This is a genomic window from Leptothoe sp. LEGE 181152 (genome assembly GCF_032906605.1).
GTDB classification, from domain to species: domain Bacteria; phylum Cyanobacteriota; class Cyanobacteriia; order Phormidesmidales; family Phormidesmidaceae; genus Leptothoe; species Leptothoe turfae.
The window spans coordinates 232,877-247,841 of record NZ_JASATU010000001.1 but is presented as its reverse complement, the minus strand read 5'-3'; the positions used below and the strand labels follow the sequence as shown (position 1 = coordinate 247,841).

The 14,965-nt window shown below is 47.8% G+C and carries 12 protein-coding genes and 1 pseudogene; 4 read left to right on the top strand and 9 right to left on the bottom strand.

Annotated features, from left to right (window positions below):
* Positions 1–329: 329 nt before the first annotated feature.
* Positions 330–893 (top strand): histidine phosphatase family protein, encoded by a 564-nt coding sequence (locus QGP82_RS01105; protein ID WP_163669347.1) that lies wholly within the window; start codon positions 330–332, stop codon positions 891–893.
* A gap of 190 nt (positions 894–1,083) precedes the next feature.
* Here the strand turns inward: QGP82_RS01105 and QGP82_RS01100 are convergent.
* The 6 genes and pseudogenes from QGP82_RS01100 to QGP82_RS01075 form a co-directional block, all read right to left on the bottom strand.
* Positions 1,084–1,242, bottom strand: a pseudogene (locus tag QGP82_RS01100) (transposase); the annotation flags it as partial.
* Positions 1,243–1,275: 33 nt separating this feature from the next.
* Positions 1,276–2,088: an ABC transporter permease gene (locus QGP82_RS01095; RefSeq protein WP_250564963.1), complete on the bottom strand. Its 813-nt coding sequence runs from the start codon at positions 2,086–2,088 to the stop codon at positions 1,276–1,278.
* Positions 2,085–2,942 carry an ABC transporter permease gene (locus QGP82_RS01090; protein WP_163698320.1) on the bottom strand — a complete coding sequence of 286 codons (858 nt, stop codon included), beginning with the start codon at positions 2,940–2,942 and terminating at the stop codon, positions 2,085–2,087. Before QGP82_RS01090 ends, QGP82_RS01095 begins: the two co-directional genes overlap by 4 nt.
* Positions 2,943–3,071: 129 nt before the next feature.
* The gene (locus QGP82_RS01085; RefSeq protein WP_163665019.1) at positions 3,072–4,382 is read right to left on the bottom strand and encodes an ABC transporter substrate-binding protein; all 1,311 of its coding nucleotides are present in this window, start codon (positions 4,380–4,382) and stop codon (positions 3,072–3,074) included.
* 67 nt (positions 4,383–4,449) lie between these two features.
* A complete protein-coding gene (locus tag QGP82_RS01080) occupies positions 4,450–5,640 on the bottom strand; it encodes an ABC transporter ATP-binding protein (RefSeq protein WP_250565724.1) in 1,191 nt (396 codons plus the stop codon).
* Between the two features lie 188 nt (positions 5,641–5,828).
* A complete protein-coding gene (locus tag QGP82_RS01075; RefSeq protein WP_499056683.1) occupies positions 5,829–7,148 on the bottom strand; it encodes a Zn-dependent hydrolase in 1,320 nt (439 codons plus the stop codon).
* Between the two features lie 270 nt (positions 7,149–7,418).
* On the opposite strand from QGP82_RS01075, the gene QGP82_RS01070 reads away from it, so the two are divergent.
* Positions 7,419–7,814: an allophanate hydrolase-related protein gene (locus QGP82_RS01070; protein ID WP_499056681.1), complete on the top strand. Its 396-nt coding sequence runs from the start codon at positions 7,419–7,421 to the stop codon at positions 7,812–7,814.
* Between the two features lie 170 nt (positions 7,815–7,984).
* Here the strand turns inward: QGP82_RS01070 and QGP82_RS01065 are convergent, their stop codons facing one another.
* The gene (locus QGP82_RS01065) at positions 7,985–9,130 is read right to left on the bottom strand and encodes a PEP-CTERM sorting domain-containing protein (RefSeq protein ID WP_499056680.1); all 1,146 of its coding nucleotides are present in this window, start codon (positions 9,128–9,130) and stop codon (positions 7,985–7,987) included.
* A gap of 269 nt (positions 9,131–9,399) precedes the next feature.
* Here QGP82_RS01065 and QGP82_RS01060 point away from each other — a divergent pair, with 269 nt between their 5' ends.
* On the top strand, positions 9,400–9,726 hold the full coding sequence (locus QGP82_RS01060) for a hypothetical protein (RefSeq protein ID WP_163661783.1): 327 nt from the start codon (positions 9,400–9,402) through the stop codon (positions 9,724–9,726).
* Positions 9,727–9,837: 111 nt separating this feature from the next.
* Positions 9,838–10,167: a hypothetical protein gene (locus QGP82_RS01055; RefSeq protein ID WP_163666463.1), complete on the top strand. Its 330-nt coding sequence runs from the start codon at positions 9,838–9,840 to the stop codon at positions 10,165–10,167.
* A gap of 83 nt (positions 10,168–10,250) precedes the next feature.
* Here QGP82_RS01055 and QGP82_RS01050 read toward each other — a convergent pair whose 3' ends face one another.
* Positions 10,251–11,933 (bottom strand): multicopper oxidase family protein, encoded by a 1,683-nt coding sequence (locus QGP82_RS01050; RefSeq protein ID WP_163666461.1) that lies wholly within the window; start codon positions 11,931–11,933, stop codon positions 10,251–10,253.
* 203 nt (positions 11,934–12,136) lie between these two features.
* On the bottom strand, positions 12,137–14,560 hold the full coding sequence (locus tag QGP82_RS01045; protein WP_163697816.1) for a PAS domain S-box protein: 2,424 nt from the start codon (positions 14,558–14,560) through the stop codon (positions 12,137–12,139).
* Between the last annotated feature and the right edge of the window lie 405 nt (positions 14,561–14,965).

Sequence of the window (14,965 nt, the reverse complement as noted above, 5' to 3'; positions counted from 1 at the left end):
ATCCCGAATCCAAGACTACCCGCTGCACATATCAACTTTAAAAAAGTCATTCTTGACCTCATTAACTAGCCCTTGCAGTCTACCCCCTCGCAAATTCCAAGATCGAGCAATGATCTGAATGAATTCTGTATGCATAGTATTGAATTACTGGCATGGGGTTTGACTAGGTCACTATGGTAGGTTGGCCGATGGCTGCCTAATTTAGTAAATCAGGGGATTGGGCAAAACACTTCTAGATAATGTCCTTGTAGGTGTGTTATCCAGAAGCTTTCCGCATGCATAATAGTTAGCTAGCACATCTTTGATAGTGAACTTTTGAATCCTAAGCAATGAGCACAACTATCACCTTGATTAGGCATGGGAAACCAGCAATTACACCACAAGGATGGATCAATAGCTCCGATTTATCACAGGTCATTGGTCATTATCAATCAGCCAGAATTGCAAGTGATTCTTTCCCTCCAGAAGCTATTCAAGCGCTAGTTCAATCAGCAAAGCTAGTGTTCACGAGCGATCTTCCTCGTTCTATACACTCTGCTCAAATCCTTGAACCTACCATTCTCCCTATTAGGAATCCTATCTTTCGTGAAGTAGACTTTTGGCTTGAGTGTCCGCTCAATATTCGGTTACCATTTCATATGTGGCTTTTTCTTGATAGGTTGCTATTGAGTTTAGGTTATTCTCCTCACTCTCAATCTCAGACCTATAACAAAGAACGAGTTAGAAAAGCCACTGAATTATTAGAACAAAAATCTTATGAGACTGGGTCTGTAGTCCTGGTGGGTCATGGCATCACAAACTTATTTATTGCTAGAGAGTTAAAAAAGCGAGGATGGCATGGTCCCCAAATGCCAAAACTGGAACACTGGGGATGTACAACTTATAGCCGTTGAGTTATCTGCTGAATATTTTAAGCTAGTGGCATGTACGTGATATTGCCTAGAACGCAACTATGCACCATCATGTCATCTAATCAGAATAGAGAGACTCTCATTTGTGATGAGTCTCCAAATAACTCCAGGCCTGCTCCGACCACTGGAAGTGTTGTTGGGCTGCGCATTTCACAATCTAAGCAACGTGAGTTCAGAGGACTTTATCCAGAAGGGACATTAAGCGATGGGTCATGTTTTTCCGTCGTATGGCAATCAAGGTAAACCCTTGCTGATAGAGGGTTTCAAATAATGCCTGAGACACATAGCCTTTATCACCAAAAAGTTTCCCCATGAGCTGTTTGGCCATCTCCGGGACGGGTGGTTTTCGGCTAAGCTACTCATTTCACTCTGATAGACGTTGCTTTGACAAACGTCTATAGAGTACATAGGCCACTATAATTAAGCTAAACGAAAACAGAGTGGTCAACGTGCCCAATGCATAGAGTGCCGGGGACGTAACATTAGTCGTCATACCAAAGATTTCCAAGGGCAATGTATTGTACTGTCCAGACACCAACGATGTACGCGTAAATTCATCGTATGAAAGGGTGAAGGTTAATAAACTCACCCCGATGAGGCTAGGGGCAATCAGCGGTAAGACAATTTCCAAAAATGTTTTGGCATCGCTGGCCCCTAGATCTCGGGCCGCTTCTTCATAGGACGGATTAAACCGATTAAAGATACCCAACATAATCAAAAATGCAATGGGCAAGGTCCAGGTCAGGTGAGCTCCCAAACCTGAGCTATACCATCTGGTGGGCCACTCCATGACTTGGAACATGACGCCCAGCCCCAGGGAAACCAAAATGCTGGGTACAATTAGGCTGGCAATACTCAAGTAAAACAGTATAGTTGCACCCCGAAACCGTTGTCGGAAGGCCATAGCTGCGGAAATGGCCATACTAGCCACTAAGGCGGTTACCAAACCGCCCAGCACTAGCGATCGCTTAAATGGCTCCACAAAGTTACCCACTCGCTGCTCTTGGAAAACCTGCCCAAGCCAGTAGAAGCCAAAGCTGCGGACAGGAAAGGTGAGTGTCCCATCTGGCCCTTGGAGAGACAAGATAAAGATGGTAATCATCGGGCCATAAAGAAAGAGAACAAACAGCCCAAAAAATGCAGCTAGCAGATAAAAAGAGAGAGAGCGTTTTTTCATAATTCCTTTCTAATATCCACAAGGCGCAAAATCGAAATGACCACTAGTAACGTCACGGCCAATAGCACAATGGCATTGGCGGCTGCTAGGGGATATTGCAAACTGCCAATCTGAGTTTGAATCAGCTTGCCAATGGAAGCTGCCTGCCCCCCACCCATCAGCCGCACCGTGACAAACTCCCCCATCACCAGCGTGACGATAAAAATCGAACCAATGGCAATGCCCGGTGCTGATAGGGGAAAAATCACTTCCCTAAAAACCTCAAACCCCGATGCACCCATGTCTTCTGCAGCGGTGATTAGGGTGCGGTCGATGCGCATCAGGCTATTGAAAATAGGGGCAATCATAAAAATCACATAGAGGTGCACCATGCCCAGCACCACCGCAAAGTCTGAGTATAGTAAAAACTCCAGCGGCTCCTGGGTGATGCCTGCCCCTAGAAGTAATTGGTTAACCAGCCCCTCTCTTCCTAGCAGCGGTAACCAGGAAATCATACGAATGATATTCGAGGTCCAAAACGGGATGGTACAGACCAAAAACAACAATACCTGCCATCGCAGTTTAGGAATGTGAAATGAAAGAAAATAGGCCACTGGGTAGCCAATTAGCAAGGTAAATAGCCACGTTAACCCAACAAATTTAAAGGTGTTGAAATAGGTTTTAAGGGTGACATCGGAGGTAAAAATGCCGATGTAATTATCCAGGGTAAAGGCGGGGGTCATGGAGTAGCCATTAAACTCCCAGAAACTGACCACCGCAATGAGTAGTATGGGGAAAATTAAGAATAGCCCCAGCGCTAGCGCCTGGGGCGTTGCGAGGAAATAGGGTTTTAGGTTAGTCCAGGCTTTAGCCATGGGTCTATAGGGCCTTGAATAAAAGGTTGGCTGGCAGACGTTGGCCCTCATCCCCTACCCCCTTCTCCCTGGGGAGAAGGGGAACTAAAAGTCCCTCTCCCTGGGGAGAGGGATTTAGGGTGAGGGCGACTACGACGCAATAAACTCGTTCCACTTTTGAACGAGGTAAGTGTTCTCTTCCATGGTGGAGTTCCAGCAGACGATGTTGCCAAAGCGATCCTTGAAGGCACCACCGTCACGAACAGCCCCAGCCTTGGCTAGGGTTTTCTCAAAGGGGTCTACCATATCCACAGCGGCGGGCTTACCCTCGTACCAGAAGTCCCACTCCTCAGCAGACATATACTTCTTAGCGTTTTCTGGTGCAGCGCTATAGTAACCCTGACGACCTAAGAAGGCACCAACCCAGCCCTCTAGCATCCAATTCATATACTCGTAGGCCGCATCTAGCTGGATGCCACTGAGGTTCTTGGAAAGGCCAACGCCACCACCCCAGCCGCGATAGCCTTCTTTAAGGGGGGCGTAGATGCACTCAATACCTTTCGCCTGCACCGCAGTCACCGCAGGAGACCACATGGATTGTAGTACAACTTCACCCGAGGACATCAGGTTTACTGACTCATCAAAGGTCTTCCAGAAGGCACGGAACTGCCCCTTGGCCTTTTGTTCTTTGAGGATATCGGTAATCTGATCAATTTCTGCTTTGGTCATGTTGCCCTTGTCACCAAAGGTCATCAGACCCAGGGCTTCAGCCACCATGGCCGCATCCATGATGCCGATCTGAGGAATATCCAGAATGGAGGTCTTGCCCTTGAATTCCTCGTTAAAGAGTTCTCCCCAGCTTTCAATGTTACGACCCACAAGATCAGGACGATAGCCCAGGGTATCAGCATTGTACTGGAAGGGAATCAGGGTGGCAAAATCTGTGGGCGTGGCTGAGAATTCTTTGGAATCTGCCCCAGTCAGATACATCACTCTGTAAGGAGCCGTACCCTGGGACGTTTCCACCGGCATGCCTTCAAATTTGCCACTGGTGAAGAAGGGAACGATCTTATCCCAATCTTTGATTTTAGAGACGGCAATGGGTTGCAGGTTGCCGGAGGGAACCACTAGGGGCAAACTAAAGTATTCGCCGTCAAAGATGTCATACTGGTCGGGCTGGGTGATGGCAATTTGGTTGTTTTCTTCAGTACTCAAAGCCCGCATTTCTAGCTTAAAGCCCAGGTCCTCTTGGGCCTTATCGCGGATTTCGTTGATCTGGGAAACGCCAGTACCGATGAGGCGCAGGGTGACGTCTTTAGTTTGATTTGTGTTGACTTCAGGGCCGGGAGCCGGATTGTTAGGGGTGCCTTCTGGTGCAGAGGACGCGCATCGTGTGGTCGCAACGGCAGCCCCAGCGGCCAAACCAGTGTAAAGTAGCTTACGACGAGTGATTTTAGTCATAGATTAGTCCTAGAAACAAATTCATGTGAGTTCTGTGACTTCGATTAGATCAGCGATGAATGCCCATCTAATTAGCTAGGAAAACACAGTCGTTGGCCGACCATTTGAGTGAAACAGTCTGGCCTTCTTGCAGGGCAAGGTTTTGAAAGTCTACTGTCCGTAGCGTATGCAGTAGAGTTTGGCCCGTGGCGGTTGCCATGAGGGTGACACGGGTGACGAAACCAGTCATTTCCACCTGGATGATGCGGGCGGTCAGCGTATTAGTAGGAAGAGTTTTAGAATCAGTAGGAGAATCTGGCTTCCCTAGGGTGAGAAGATCAGGGCGCACAGAACATGCGGCGTTGGTGCCAGGCTGACTACTGTGACCAATGGCGTGCAGTAAGCCTATGCCCTCAACATCAAGGCGAATGAGATCCTTACCATTGGCCTGGGCAGTGGAGGTTAATACCTTACCGGAGAAAATATTGTTGTCGCCGATAAATCGAGCAACAAACCGAGACGCGGGCTGATTGAACAGCTCAGTCGGTGTGGCCACCTGATCAATATGACCATGGTTCATCACCACAATTTGATCCGATAGGGAAAAGGCTTCTTCAACATGGTGAGTTACCTGAATAAATGTGAGACCGAACTGTTTTTGAATATTACGGAGCTCTCCTCGCATCCGGACTCGGAGGTTTTCATCCAAGGCACTGAGGGGCTCATCTAGCATCAATACCTGGGGCCGGGTGACCAAGGCCCGTGCCAGGGCAATGCGTTGCTGCTGCCCACCACTTAGCTGATGAGGCTTGCGTTTAGCGGTATTACTGAGACCAACCAACTCTAAAATTTCTGCCACACGTTCCCGTCGCTCTGTCAGAGGAACACGCTGCATTTTGAGGCCAAACTCAACGTTTTGCCAGACAGTCTTATGGGGAAATAAGGCATAGTTTTGGAACATCATGGCGGTGTTCCGTTTTGCGGCTGGCAAATCATTGACACAGCGATCTCCAATCAAGACCTGGCCACTGGTGACTGACTCATGGCCTGAAATCATCCTCAGGGCAGTGGTTTTACCGCATCCGCTGGGTCCTAGCAAACAGCAATAAATGCCTGCTGGGATATCCAGGGTCATGTTTTCAATGGCGATGACATTGCCATATTTTTTGGTGACGGAGCGCAGTGAAACACCTGCTGCAGCTTCAGTCGATACTATGGTGGGTTTGGGAGGCTGCTCTTGAGGGGCTATCGGGGAGGGCCGATCAGCGCTAACCGCCATGGGGGATGTCTCCTATAGGGATGAGAAGGGTGCGAAATTGAAGCTAAATGTTTAATCTGAATACAACTATGGGCCGTGAAGGTTAGTAATAACTGTTACCAGTGAACATGGGACAACAGTGAATGTAACTTAGGAGACAGCTGGGTAAAAACGTACCAATAGCTGCCTTCAGAAGGTGGAAAGTTCCATTAAACTTTAGATTCTGTTCTAATGGCTGGAGGATATTCTGGGCAACGATAATGTTGATCTAACTTCAACAAAGTATGTAATAAAATATTTGCGCCTTGAATGCAATGTTCAGGCGTTGTGTACTCGGTTTCAGAATGGCTGATGCCGTTCTGGCTGGGGACAAAAATCATACCCATATCGGTAATGCTAGCGATAATTTGGGCATCGTGGCTGGCGCGGCTGGGCAATGATTGAGCCGGTAGCCGTAGTTCATCGCACACCTGGGCAATGGCATTGTAAATGTGGGAATTAACGGGAACGGGTTCGTTGCGGAGTTGTGGCTTGATGTGAATTTGGGTTTGGGTTTGGGTGGCGATCGCATCCATTGCTTCCTCCAAATCTGCCACCATGGTATCCAACCGTTGATTCGACAGATCCCGAATATCCAGGGTCATTTCCACCCGACCCGGTATAGTATTCGCCACATTGGGTGATAGCTGCATGGCACCGACCGTAGCTACCTGTTCACCGTAGCCATCACCGGTTTTATTACCGAGGCGATTCACCGCCAAAATAATTTGGGAGGCGGCCACCAACGCATCTTGGCGCATGGGCATGGGCGTTGTCCCCGCATGGCTAGCGGTGCCATCAATCGTAATCAAATAACGACGCTGACCCACAATACCAGTGACTAAACCCATGGAATTGCCAGCAGCCTCCAGCACGGGTCCCTGTTCAACATGAAGCTCTACAAATGCAGCCAGACCATCCGTATCGCGTTTGGCTGAGGGCAGTTGTGCCCAGTCTCCACCAATAAAATTCACCCCCATATCAATGGGTTCATAGTGGGGATGCTCATAAAAGCTCGGCTCCAGATTGGCTTTACCCGCCATGGCCTTACTCCCAATCATGGTGCGTTCTTCATCGGCAAAGACGATCACTTCGATGGGATGATCGGGACGAATGCCCTGGTCATACAGAGTGCGAGCAACTTCTACACCCGCCAGTACGCCGTAGGTGCCATCGTAAATACCGGCATTGGGCACCGTATCCAGATGGGAGCCCGTTGCCAGAGCCGGGGCTTGAGGAAAACGGCCTGCGTAGCGACCAATTATATTGCCTGCCGCATCAATGGTGACGGTCATGCCTGCCGCTTCCATCCAGCTGCGGACTAGTTGTCGGCATTCACGGTCCTCTGGGCTAAAGGCAAGTCGCCGTACCCCACCATTGGGTAAGGCTCCAATGGCTCCTACATCGGTCATCATTTGCATGAGGCGCTCCCCATTGACCGTCAGTGTATCGGCAGGTGCGATGTGAGTAGATGCAATGATGTTCAACATAAGTGGTGTGTCCAGCCAAATAAACTCGACAAGCTAGTAGCAGTGAGTGATCACCCCAACCTTAACTTGTTTAAATTATTTTTATTTTATAAATGCTTATGTCAGGTATCTGTAACGCCAGTTACCCCGAGATGATGGTGGCCCCACCCAGTACAGGTTGAGAAATTGATTAGAGCACTTCACCCACCATGGGGTTTTCCTTGAAATGAAACCCTATGGGGTTTAATAAAACAGCTAACACTGTGGTCACAATTTAAGGAGAGAGCATCTATGGCTGATAGCGAAACTAAAGTCGTATTTATTTGTGGTTCAGCCCTACGGGGACAGCCGGATCATGGCAATCTTCAAGCTGCCACCTTTGTAGGAGAGGCGAAAACGACAGCCAGCTATCGACTGCATTCTATCAAAGATGGATGGCATCCAGGCATCTATGCCGTGGACTCGGGAGGCATTTCGATTCCCGGTGAACTGTACGAATTAACGGCGGAGCAATATGACTATCTGGTGTCTACGGAGCCGCCGAACATGTATCCGGCAGAGGTGAGTTTGGAGGGTGGAGGACGTGCGATCGCAATTCTATACCCCCAAGCTCTTATCGAAGAAAACAACTGGCCCGACATCTCTCACCACGGCAGCTGGACCGCATACAAAGCCTCTCAACAGTAAAAGTCTCTAAGTGACCCGCTAACTCCTGAGACCCCAGGAGATAGGGGCAGACGTTCTTCAGGCGGCTTCTAGCTAACAAATATAAGAAAATATAAGAAAAGGGCGCACAGTCTGTGCGCCCCCAAAGAAGTTTTTGTAATTGGTATATCCGCCCTGATTGTAAAACTTGATTAAGCAACCGTTTTCCTACGGTTCCGTTTAGCCATCCAGGCAGCAGTCCCTAAGAAACCTAGAACAATTGACGGCTCTGGCACATCCTGCACATCGCTATCATCAACTGTGGCCAATAGCTGTGGAGTGCTTGATGATGCAGAGGTCGTGGGTGAAGACGTTACACCAGTTAGTGTGGCCGTTGAAGTTGACTTTGTGGCAGTCCAGTTTTCGGTCGCGGTGACCTCTTCCTTAGTGGCCTCTTCCTCGGTGGCATAAGCTCTAGTAAAAAGCTGCTCTTCCTGACCATCCGTTGTTGCCCTGGCACTCAGTGTGCCCCCAGTGACATCAAACGATATGTCATCCGCTGAACCATTGGGATTGAAGCTTAGAAACTCAGTGTTGGCGGCAAAAGTAGTGTTGACCGTTGCCAAACTCAAGGTTTCTAAGGATGGATTGATCTGCTGCACAAGTAATGCAGCCTGGCGGAGACCACGGATAGCATTGCTGGTGTCTTCACTAAATTCAATTGCAGAATTAGCGAGCAAATCACCCGTAACGGTAACCAATTCGCTGAGCACAACACCGATGCCATAGCTAACATTCCCCGTTAGGCTACAGTCAGCTAGCAAACAACTACTGGCTACCTTCTCTGAATAACCATTAATGAGCACAGAATTGGCCTGATTGTCGTAGGTGATATTAAACGGGCTAGGATTCTTGGGGTTACCCGCTACATCAAAAGATTCAGACTTGAGGATGCCTTTGCCAGTAAATTGAGTGATGGTAAAGAGATCATCAATGGACTGTAGAGCTTGCTCAGAGGTTAGTTCAAAGTCACCCAGCAAAGAGTCCAGTGTGGCTTCGTAGGAATTACCTAGTGCCGCACCGATAAAGTCATAGCCAAGCTCGATCTCACCATCGGTAAATTGATCGGGGTCATCTAAAACGATGAAACTGCCTGTAACATCATCTGCATCAATATTAAAACTGTCTGGTAAGGTAACGCCCGCCCATGTGAGCCCTGCTAAAAATGGGCTAACTCCTACGTCGGCAGATGTATCTAGCTGAAAATTAAAGGATAGGGTGCTTGCATGGGCAGGTGCACCAGCTATTAGGCCTATGGCTGAAAGGGTGGCTCCAGCAGTAATGATTATCTTATTCAAAGTGCTCACGTCTCCACGTAAAAGCAGATTACGGTTTCCAGGTGTCCCCATATTCGCCTTTAGCGTAACTAAATTACTTTGAAGTTATTTAGAAGTTATCCCTGGTTTTTCCTGAAGCTTTAGTTAAACGACGACTGTTACTGTTCGTTACAGTTGCAGTTCATTACATATTTTTCGCTTTGACACAGCACTCGCTGTTCATAACCTCCCGCCATTCCTAAAGGATTGCGATAGGCTTGGAGCATGTTCATATGTGGGAGGTCAGTTTGATGGCTCGATTTGCAATGGCAGCCCTATTGACGGCTGTATCTGTAACTGGTTTGACCGGGTTAGCGTTAGCAGAAGATGTGACACGTCAGCCTGAGACGATGCCGGTGGTGGCTCAACTTCAACTTCGCGATCGCACCGTAACGATCACCTCCCACCCCGAGGGATACCTTTACTCAGTCGCTGACGAGTCAGGTGCCGTTCTAAACGCTGCATTAACCGAACAAGAAATTGCCGAGCAATATCCTGATCTCTTCGATCTGTTGCAGCCTGCCGTAGCCGATGATGGCAATGCTGAACTGATGATGCTCGCGCCCATCGTCCAATAACCTTCTAAGCAAGCGTAAGCTTTGTAACAAGATGCCGTGGGGGATAAAAACACTGCATAAGATTGAGGCATGATGGCTAAGCCCAGCTGTTTCTGTATCCGGTGAACAGCCATGGTGAAAAAACTCGTTCTTCTCTGTTTAATCGGAATTGTGGGAGTAGCTGTGTTTTTGGGTCCCCAGTGGGCCTTCGCTTCGCCTGACGCCACACTGACAACACACTGGATCGCTCAAATGGAAACATCTTCTGCCAACGTTCCCCAAGAACAACCCAGTCAAAAGAATACTAATCAACAAGACACGCAGCCTGCTGCTGAGAAAACACCCCCTAAACAGACAACAACTGAGCAGCAATCGTCTGAGCGCTCTCAGTCTAAACCGTTTAACCCCTACGATATGAAGGCACTTAAACGATTTGATGCCGGTGACCATCGAGCTAAATAGATAGATCGAATATTGCAAGATAGTCACAAGTTGTTTGGGGTAGGCACGAGGCACTACCCCTACGAGTATTTATCAATTACCCCTTATCCACAGGTGGCTGCGCCGCCATTGTCCATCTCGACGACACATTCAGGGGGGGGCACACATTGTGGAGCATCAAAGTTAGCTGGCGCTGGTAATGGCTTGGCGGGCTCGGCACAGGGTTCACAGCCGTTGCTTCCCACCTGGAACTGAGTCATCATGTCATGATCTTCATGCACCAGATTGTGGCAATGGATCATGTATTTGCCTTCGTGGGGGCCAAAGCGACCAATCATTTCCACCGTTTCAAAGTCATTGACAAAGAATGTGTCTTTTTGCCCCTGCTCATAGGGGGCAACCGGAGTACGGCTGCGGCTCAGTAAACGGAAGTGACCCAAATGAATATGGATGGGATGGACCCAACCCCCGGTTGCGGTGAATCGCCAAATTTCCGTGGCACAGGGGTCAACAAAGGCATCGACTCGATGGGGGTCCCAGGCTTTACCGTTAATCAACCAGCGACCAGCTCGATCAAATCGGAAGTTCCGTTCCGCTTTCACTTCGGATAATAGGGTTGCCATGGGGGTCAATGTTGTCAGCCGCTCTGGTAATGGAGGATTGTCTTGGGCTCCTCCACTCACCTGGAAGCACATGATCTGAGTGCTGCGCAGGTTACCGTCTATGTTGCCAAAGAAAATTGGGTTGACTAGCAGTACCTCTTTACCTGCATAGTCGGCAAAATCAATCACAAACTCATACCGTTCAGCCACCCCTACCCGCAGGTTATCCGTGGTAACGGGGGCACTCAATAAGCCGGAGTCACTGGCAATCACCTGTAACATCACGGGCTCCAGGGAACCATCGCTATGTTTGACCCGAGCCTCTAAACTTAAGGTGCGTGATGGGCCGCCATTTAAGACTCGAAACCGGTATTTACGATTTTTCACCGTTAGCCTGGGCCAGGGTACGCCGTTAACCAGAACAACATCGTCATAAATGCCTCGATGGGCTCTGTCGTTGAATACAAGCTCACCCTCGGGGGTCAGACGCTTATCTTGAATAATTAGGGGAATGTCATAGTCTCCTTGGGGGAGCAGTTGTTGGTCATCCGGATTACAGAAGTCTTGGGCGTCGTACTCAACAATGTACATGCCGGCTAAACCCATGTAGACATTGCGGGCCGTGTGCTCAATAACGTGATCGTGATACCAGAATGTAGCGGCTCTATCGTTAGGGTAATAATAGTCTTTATAGTGCTGGGTTGGAATAATATCTTCGGCATACCCATCGTATTGAGGTAACGATGCTACACCGTGTAGATGAATGACGGTGCTGATGCCCCTGCCCTGATCATCATTGCCCAGCTGATTAACAAAACGTACTACAGACCCCGTATCTTGGCGTTGTCGAATCAGTGGCCCTGGCACTTGCCCGTTATAGGTCCACATGGTGGTTGGTTTACCGGGTAAAATCTCCACCTGGGATTTTTGCATGGTGATGGTATAGCCATCTAAGCCAGATGTGACTGACTTAGACGGCAGCACCTGCATAGGTTCAAAAGGACGATCAAAAAGAGGAAGATCAGGACTAAAACGAGGAGTGATGAAAGGTCCTGGCGGTTCTCCCATGCCATGGGGGACACAGTCTCCAGCAGCGGCCAGGGCATAGCCGCCTCGACCCCAAGCAAATAAGCTGCCAGCACCCAGTAGTCCTAGTCGCAACGCATCCCGTCGTGTGAAGTCCATCTGACCCTCCACTGTATTTCTAAATTTGTTTCTATAGGGGATAAAAATTAACCCTGAGCCAAAACCAAACCACATCTAGACTTGTAGTTTTCATTTACAAAAAACTACAGGTCTAGAGATGGTTTGCTGTCTTATATGCCTGTTTTAACCGCTTATGGGCACAATGGCGTAGAAAAATTGAGAAAACTCAATCTTTAGCGGTATCACTCCGTTACAGAGGTCGGTAGAGTCAGCGTAAATTCTGTACCTTGATTAGGGGCAGAGTTAACCGTAATTTGCCCGCCGTGGGTTTCGACAACAATTTGTTGCACAATGGCTAGCCCCAGGCCGGTTCCTTTGCCAATCTCTTTTGTAGTATAGAGGTGATCAAAAATCTGCGACTTAATGTCCTCAGGCATGCCTGCGCCATTATCAATAAAATGGATGATGATTTTCCCCTGGTTGAATTCGGTCTTAATGGTGATCTGGTTAGGGGTGGTTTCCAGGGCTGCGTAATCTTGGTATTGGCTTTTTTCGTCTAGTGCGTCAATGGCATTGGCCAAAAGGTTCATAAAGACCTGGTTTAACTGCCCTGGAAAGCAAGTGATTTCAGGACAGGTACCGTAATGCTTATGCACCTGAATGGCTGGCCGTTGTTTATTAGCCTTCAGGCGGTGTTTGAGAATTAGTAGGGTACTATCCAGGCCCTCGTGTAAATTAAAGGCGACCTTGGTTTCTTTATCGGCACGGGCAAATGAGCGCAGACTAACACTAATGTTACGAATGCGATCGCATCCCGTTTCCATCGATGTCAGCATTTTAGGAACATCCTCTAATAGGTAATCCAGTTCAACGGCGGCAGCATGGGCAACTATTTTCTCCGTAGGGGCCTGTTGACGATAGAGGGTTAGATGTTCCATCAGATCCGATAGCGCGCGTTTGAGCTCAGTAACATTGCCACCGACAAAACCAACTGGATTATTGATTTCATGGGCAACACCTGCCACTAAATTGCCGAGGGCGGACATTTTTTCCTGTTGAATCAGCCGTAGCTGAGTGTTTTGCAGCTGTCTGAGCGCCTGTTCCAATTCTTGATTCTGTTGATTTATTTTGACTTCAGCCGCTTTGCGCTCGGTAATATCGATTGCCCGTGCAAAATTGTACTGTTCGCCTTCAAATTCTAAAAAGTTAGCAACAACTTCCACTGGAAATATATGCCCATCCTTCGTTTGGTGAAACGTTTCCAATCGTTGGTAATGACGCTCTTTGAGGGCTTGCCAATGGGCAGGCCATTCACGTTGAGAAAATGTGGGGGTAATATCCCACACCGACATGGTGGTTAATTCTGCTTGAGAGTAGCCCAATTTTTGACAGGCCGCTTTGTTGACCGAGAGAAAATGTCCATCCTTATTCACCCAAAAGCAGCTGGTAGCAGTGTGATCAATGGCAAACTTGGCCAGGCTCAGTGCTTTTTCAGTGGCTTTACGCTCACTGATATCCTGAATTAGACCTAAGGTATAGATCGCATGCTCCCCCTGCAGTTTGACCAAATAGACGGTTGTCTCTGCCCAAAAATAGGTACGATCTTTACGTAGATATCGCTTTTCCAGGGTGAAACTATCTACCTCCCCGCTATACAGACGTTCCATCGCTTGACGAGACGCTTGGATATCCTCTGGATAGGTGAGATCACCAAATGTCATCTGCAATAACTCTTCTCGGCTATAGCCGATCATTTGGCAAAAGAGTGTATTGACATTCGTAAATTTTTGAGTGGTCATGTTGGCTTCAGCAAAGCCCACAGCCGCTTGCTCAAATGCTGCCTGGGTGCGGGCCTGACTTAACTGAAGTTCAGCTTCAACCCGTTTGCGATCGCTAATGTCACGAAACACAACAACACTGCATTCTCGTTCTGCAAAAGAAAGATAGTTAACCGTGATTTCAGCTGAATAAACCCGCCCACTCTTGGTGAGGTGTTGAGATTCAAGAGAAACGCTTTGTTTCTGTTTAATGGTGTTCCAAAGCTTTTTCCAATGCTTCAGCGAGAAATTAATGTCAATATCGGGTACTGATAAGGTTGTGAGTTCTTCAGATGAGTACTCCAGGATGTTGCAAGCCGCTGTGTTAGCGTAGAAACATTTAGCATCTTCATCCAGCCAAACGATGCCGTTGGCTGCATTATCAACTGAAAACTGAGTCAGCAGAAGTTTGTTATTGAGTTTAGTCAGTTCTTCTGTTTTTTTCTGTTCTAATTCATAGAGCTGATTAACATGCCTTAGTTGTAAATGAGTGGCAACCCTGGCTAATAATTCCGGTTCTTGAAATGGTTTACTAATAAAGTCAACTGCTCCCACTGAAAAGCCTTTGACAATACTTTCAGTATCTGATAGGGCCGTAATAAAAATAACGGGAATGTGGGATGTACTGGGATTGGCTTTAATTTGTTGACAAGTCTCGAAGCCGTCAAGTCCTGGCATTTCAATATCCAGCAGGATCAGGTCTGGCACAAAAGACCGTAAACGGTGGATAGCCCGCTCGCCACTAATGGATGCTGCTACCGTATACCCAGCTGAAGCTAAGACCTCTGTGAGTACCTCTAAGTTCTCAGGTCTATCGTCAACAGTTAGGATTTTACCACTATCCAACATGGGTGATTTCGATAGCTCTGTGGGCCTGTCATACGGTTTTATTACACATTGGGTACTAGCAGTTTTACTGCAAAGCACTCATTTTTCAATAGTTCCCTATCGCAAATATAATCATCACCTCAATGTGGTTTGACAGCCAAGAGGTTCTTAAGGGGGGGATTGCCTATTTGAAATAGGCAGCAGATTTAAAGCCCAATCACTTAGAAAACATAGATGTTTAATGGGCTTTAGCAAAGGGGGCAATGCCGACATGTTTCTATTAAGACGATGATCTGAGGTAGTTAGGTTCCATCGCTCTATATTTTTCAGGTGATTAGCGAACAAATCTGATAATTCTTTGATAAAAGTATTTTTGTAAGGACATCTAAGCAAACCCTAAAAAAACTGGTGGTAAGTCCTCAACAC

Bases quoted from the DNA above. Each gene is read 5' to 3' on its own strand.
- QGP82_RS01105 (WP_163669347.1), top strand. From the start codon at position 330: ATGAGCACAACTATCACCTTGATTAGGCATGGGAAACCAGCAATTACA.
- QGP82_RS01095 (WP_250564963.1), bottom strand. From the start codon at position 2,088: ATGAAAAAACGCTCTCTCTCTTTTTATCTGCTAGCTGCATTTTTTGGG.
- QGP82_RS01090 (WP_163698320.1), bottom strand. From the start codon at position 2,942: ATGGCTAAAGCCTGGACTAACCTAAAACCCTATTTCCTCGCAACGCCC.
- QGP82_RS01085 (WP_163665019.1), bottom strand. From the start codon at position 4,382: ATGACTAAAATCACTCGTCGTAAGCTACTTTACACTGGTTTGGCCGCT.
- QGP82_RS01080 (WP_250565724.1), bottom strand. From the start codon at position 5,640: ATGGCGGTTAGCGCTGATCGGCCCTCCCCGATAGCCCCTCAAGAGCAG.
- QGP82_RS01075 (WP_499056683.1), bottom strand. From the start codon at position 7,148: ATGTTGAACATCATTGCATCTACTCACATCGCACCTGCCGATACACTG.
- QGP82_RS01070 (WP_499056681.1), top strand. From the start codon at position 7,419: ATGGCTGATAGCGAAACTAAAGTCGTATTTATTTGTGGTTCAGCCCTA.
- QGP82_RS01060 (WP_163661783.1), top strand. From the start codon at position 9,400: ATGGCTCGATTTGCAATGGCAGCCCTATTGACGGCTGTATCTGTAACT.
- QGP82_RS01055 (WP_163666463.1), top strand. From the start codon at position 9,838: ATGGTGAAAAAACTCGTTCTTCTCTGTTTAATCGGAATTGTGGGAGTA.
- QGP82_RS01050 (WP_163666461.1), bottom strand. From the start codon at position 11,933: ATGGACTTCACACGACGGGATGCGTTGCGACTAGGACTACTGGGTGCT.
- QGP82_RS01045 (WP_163697816.1), bottom strand. From the start codon at position 14,560: ATGTTGGATAGTGGTAAAATCCTAACTGTTGACGATAGACCTGAGAAC.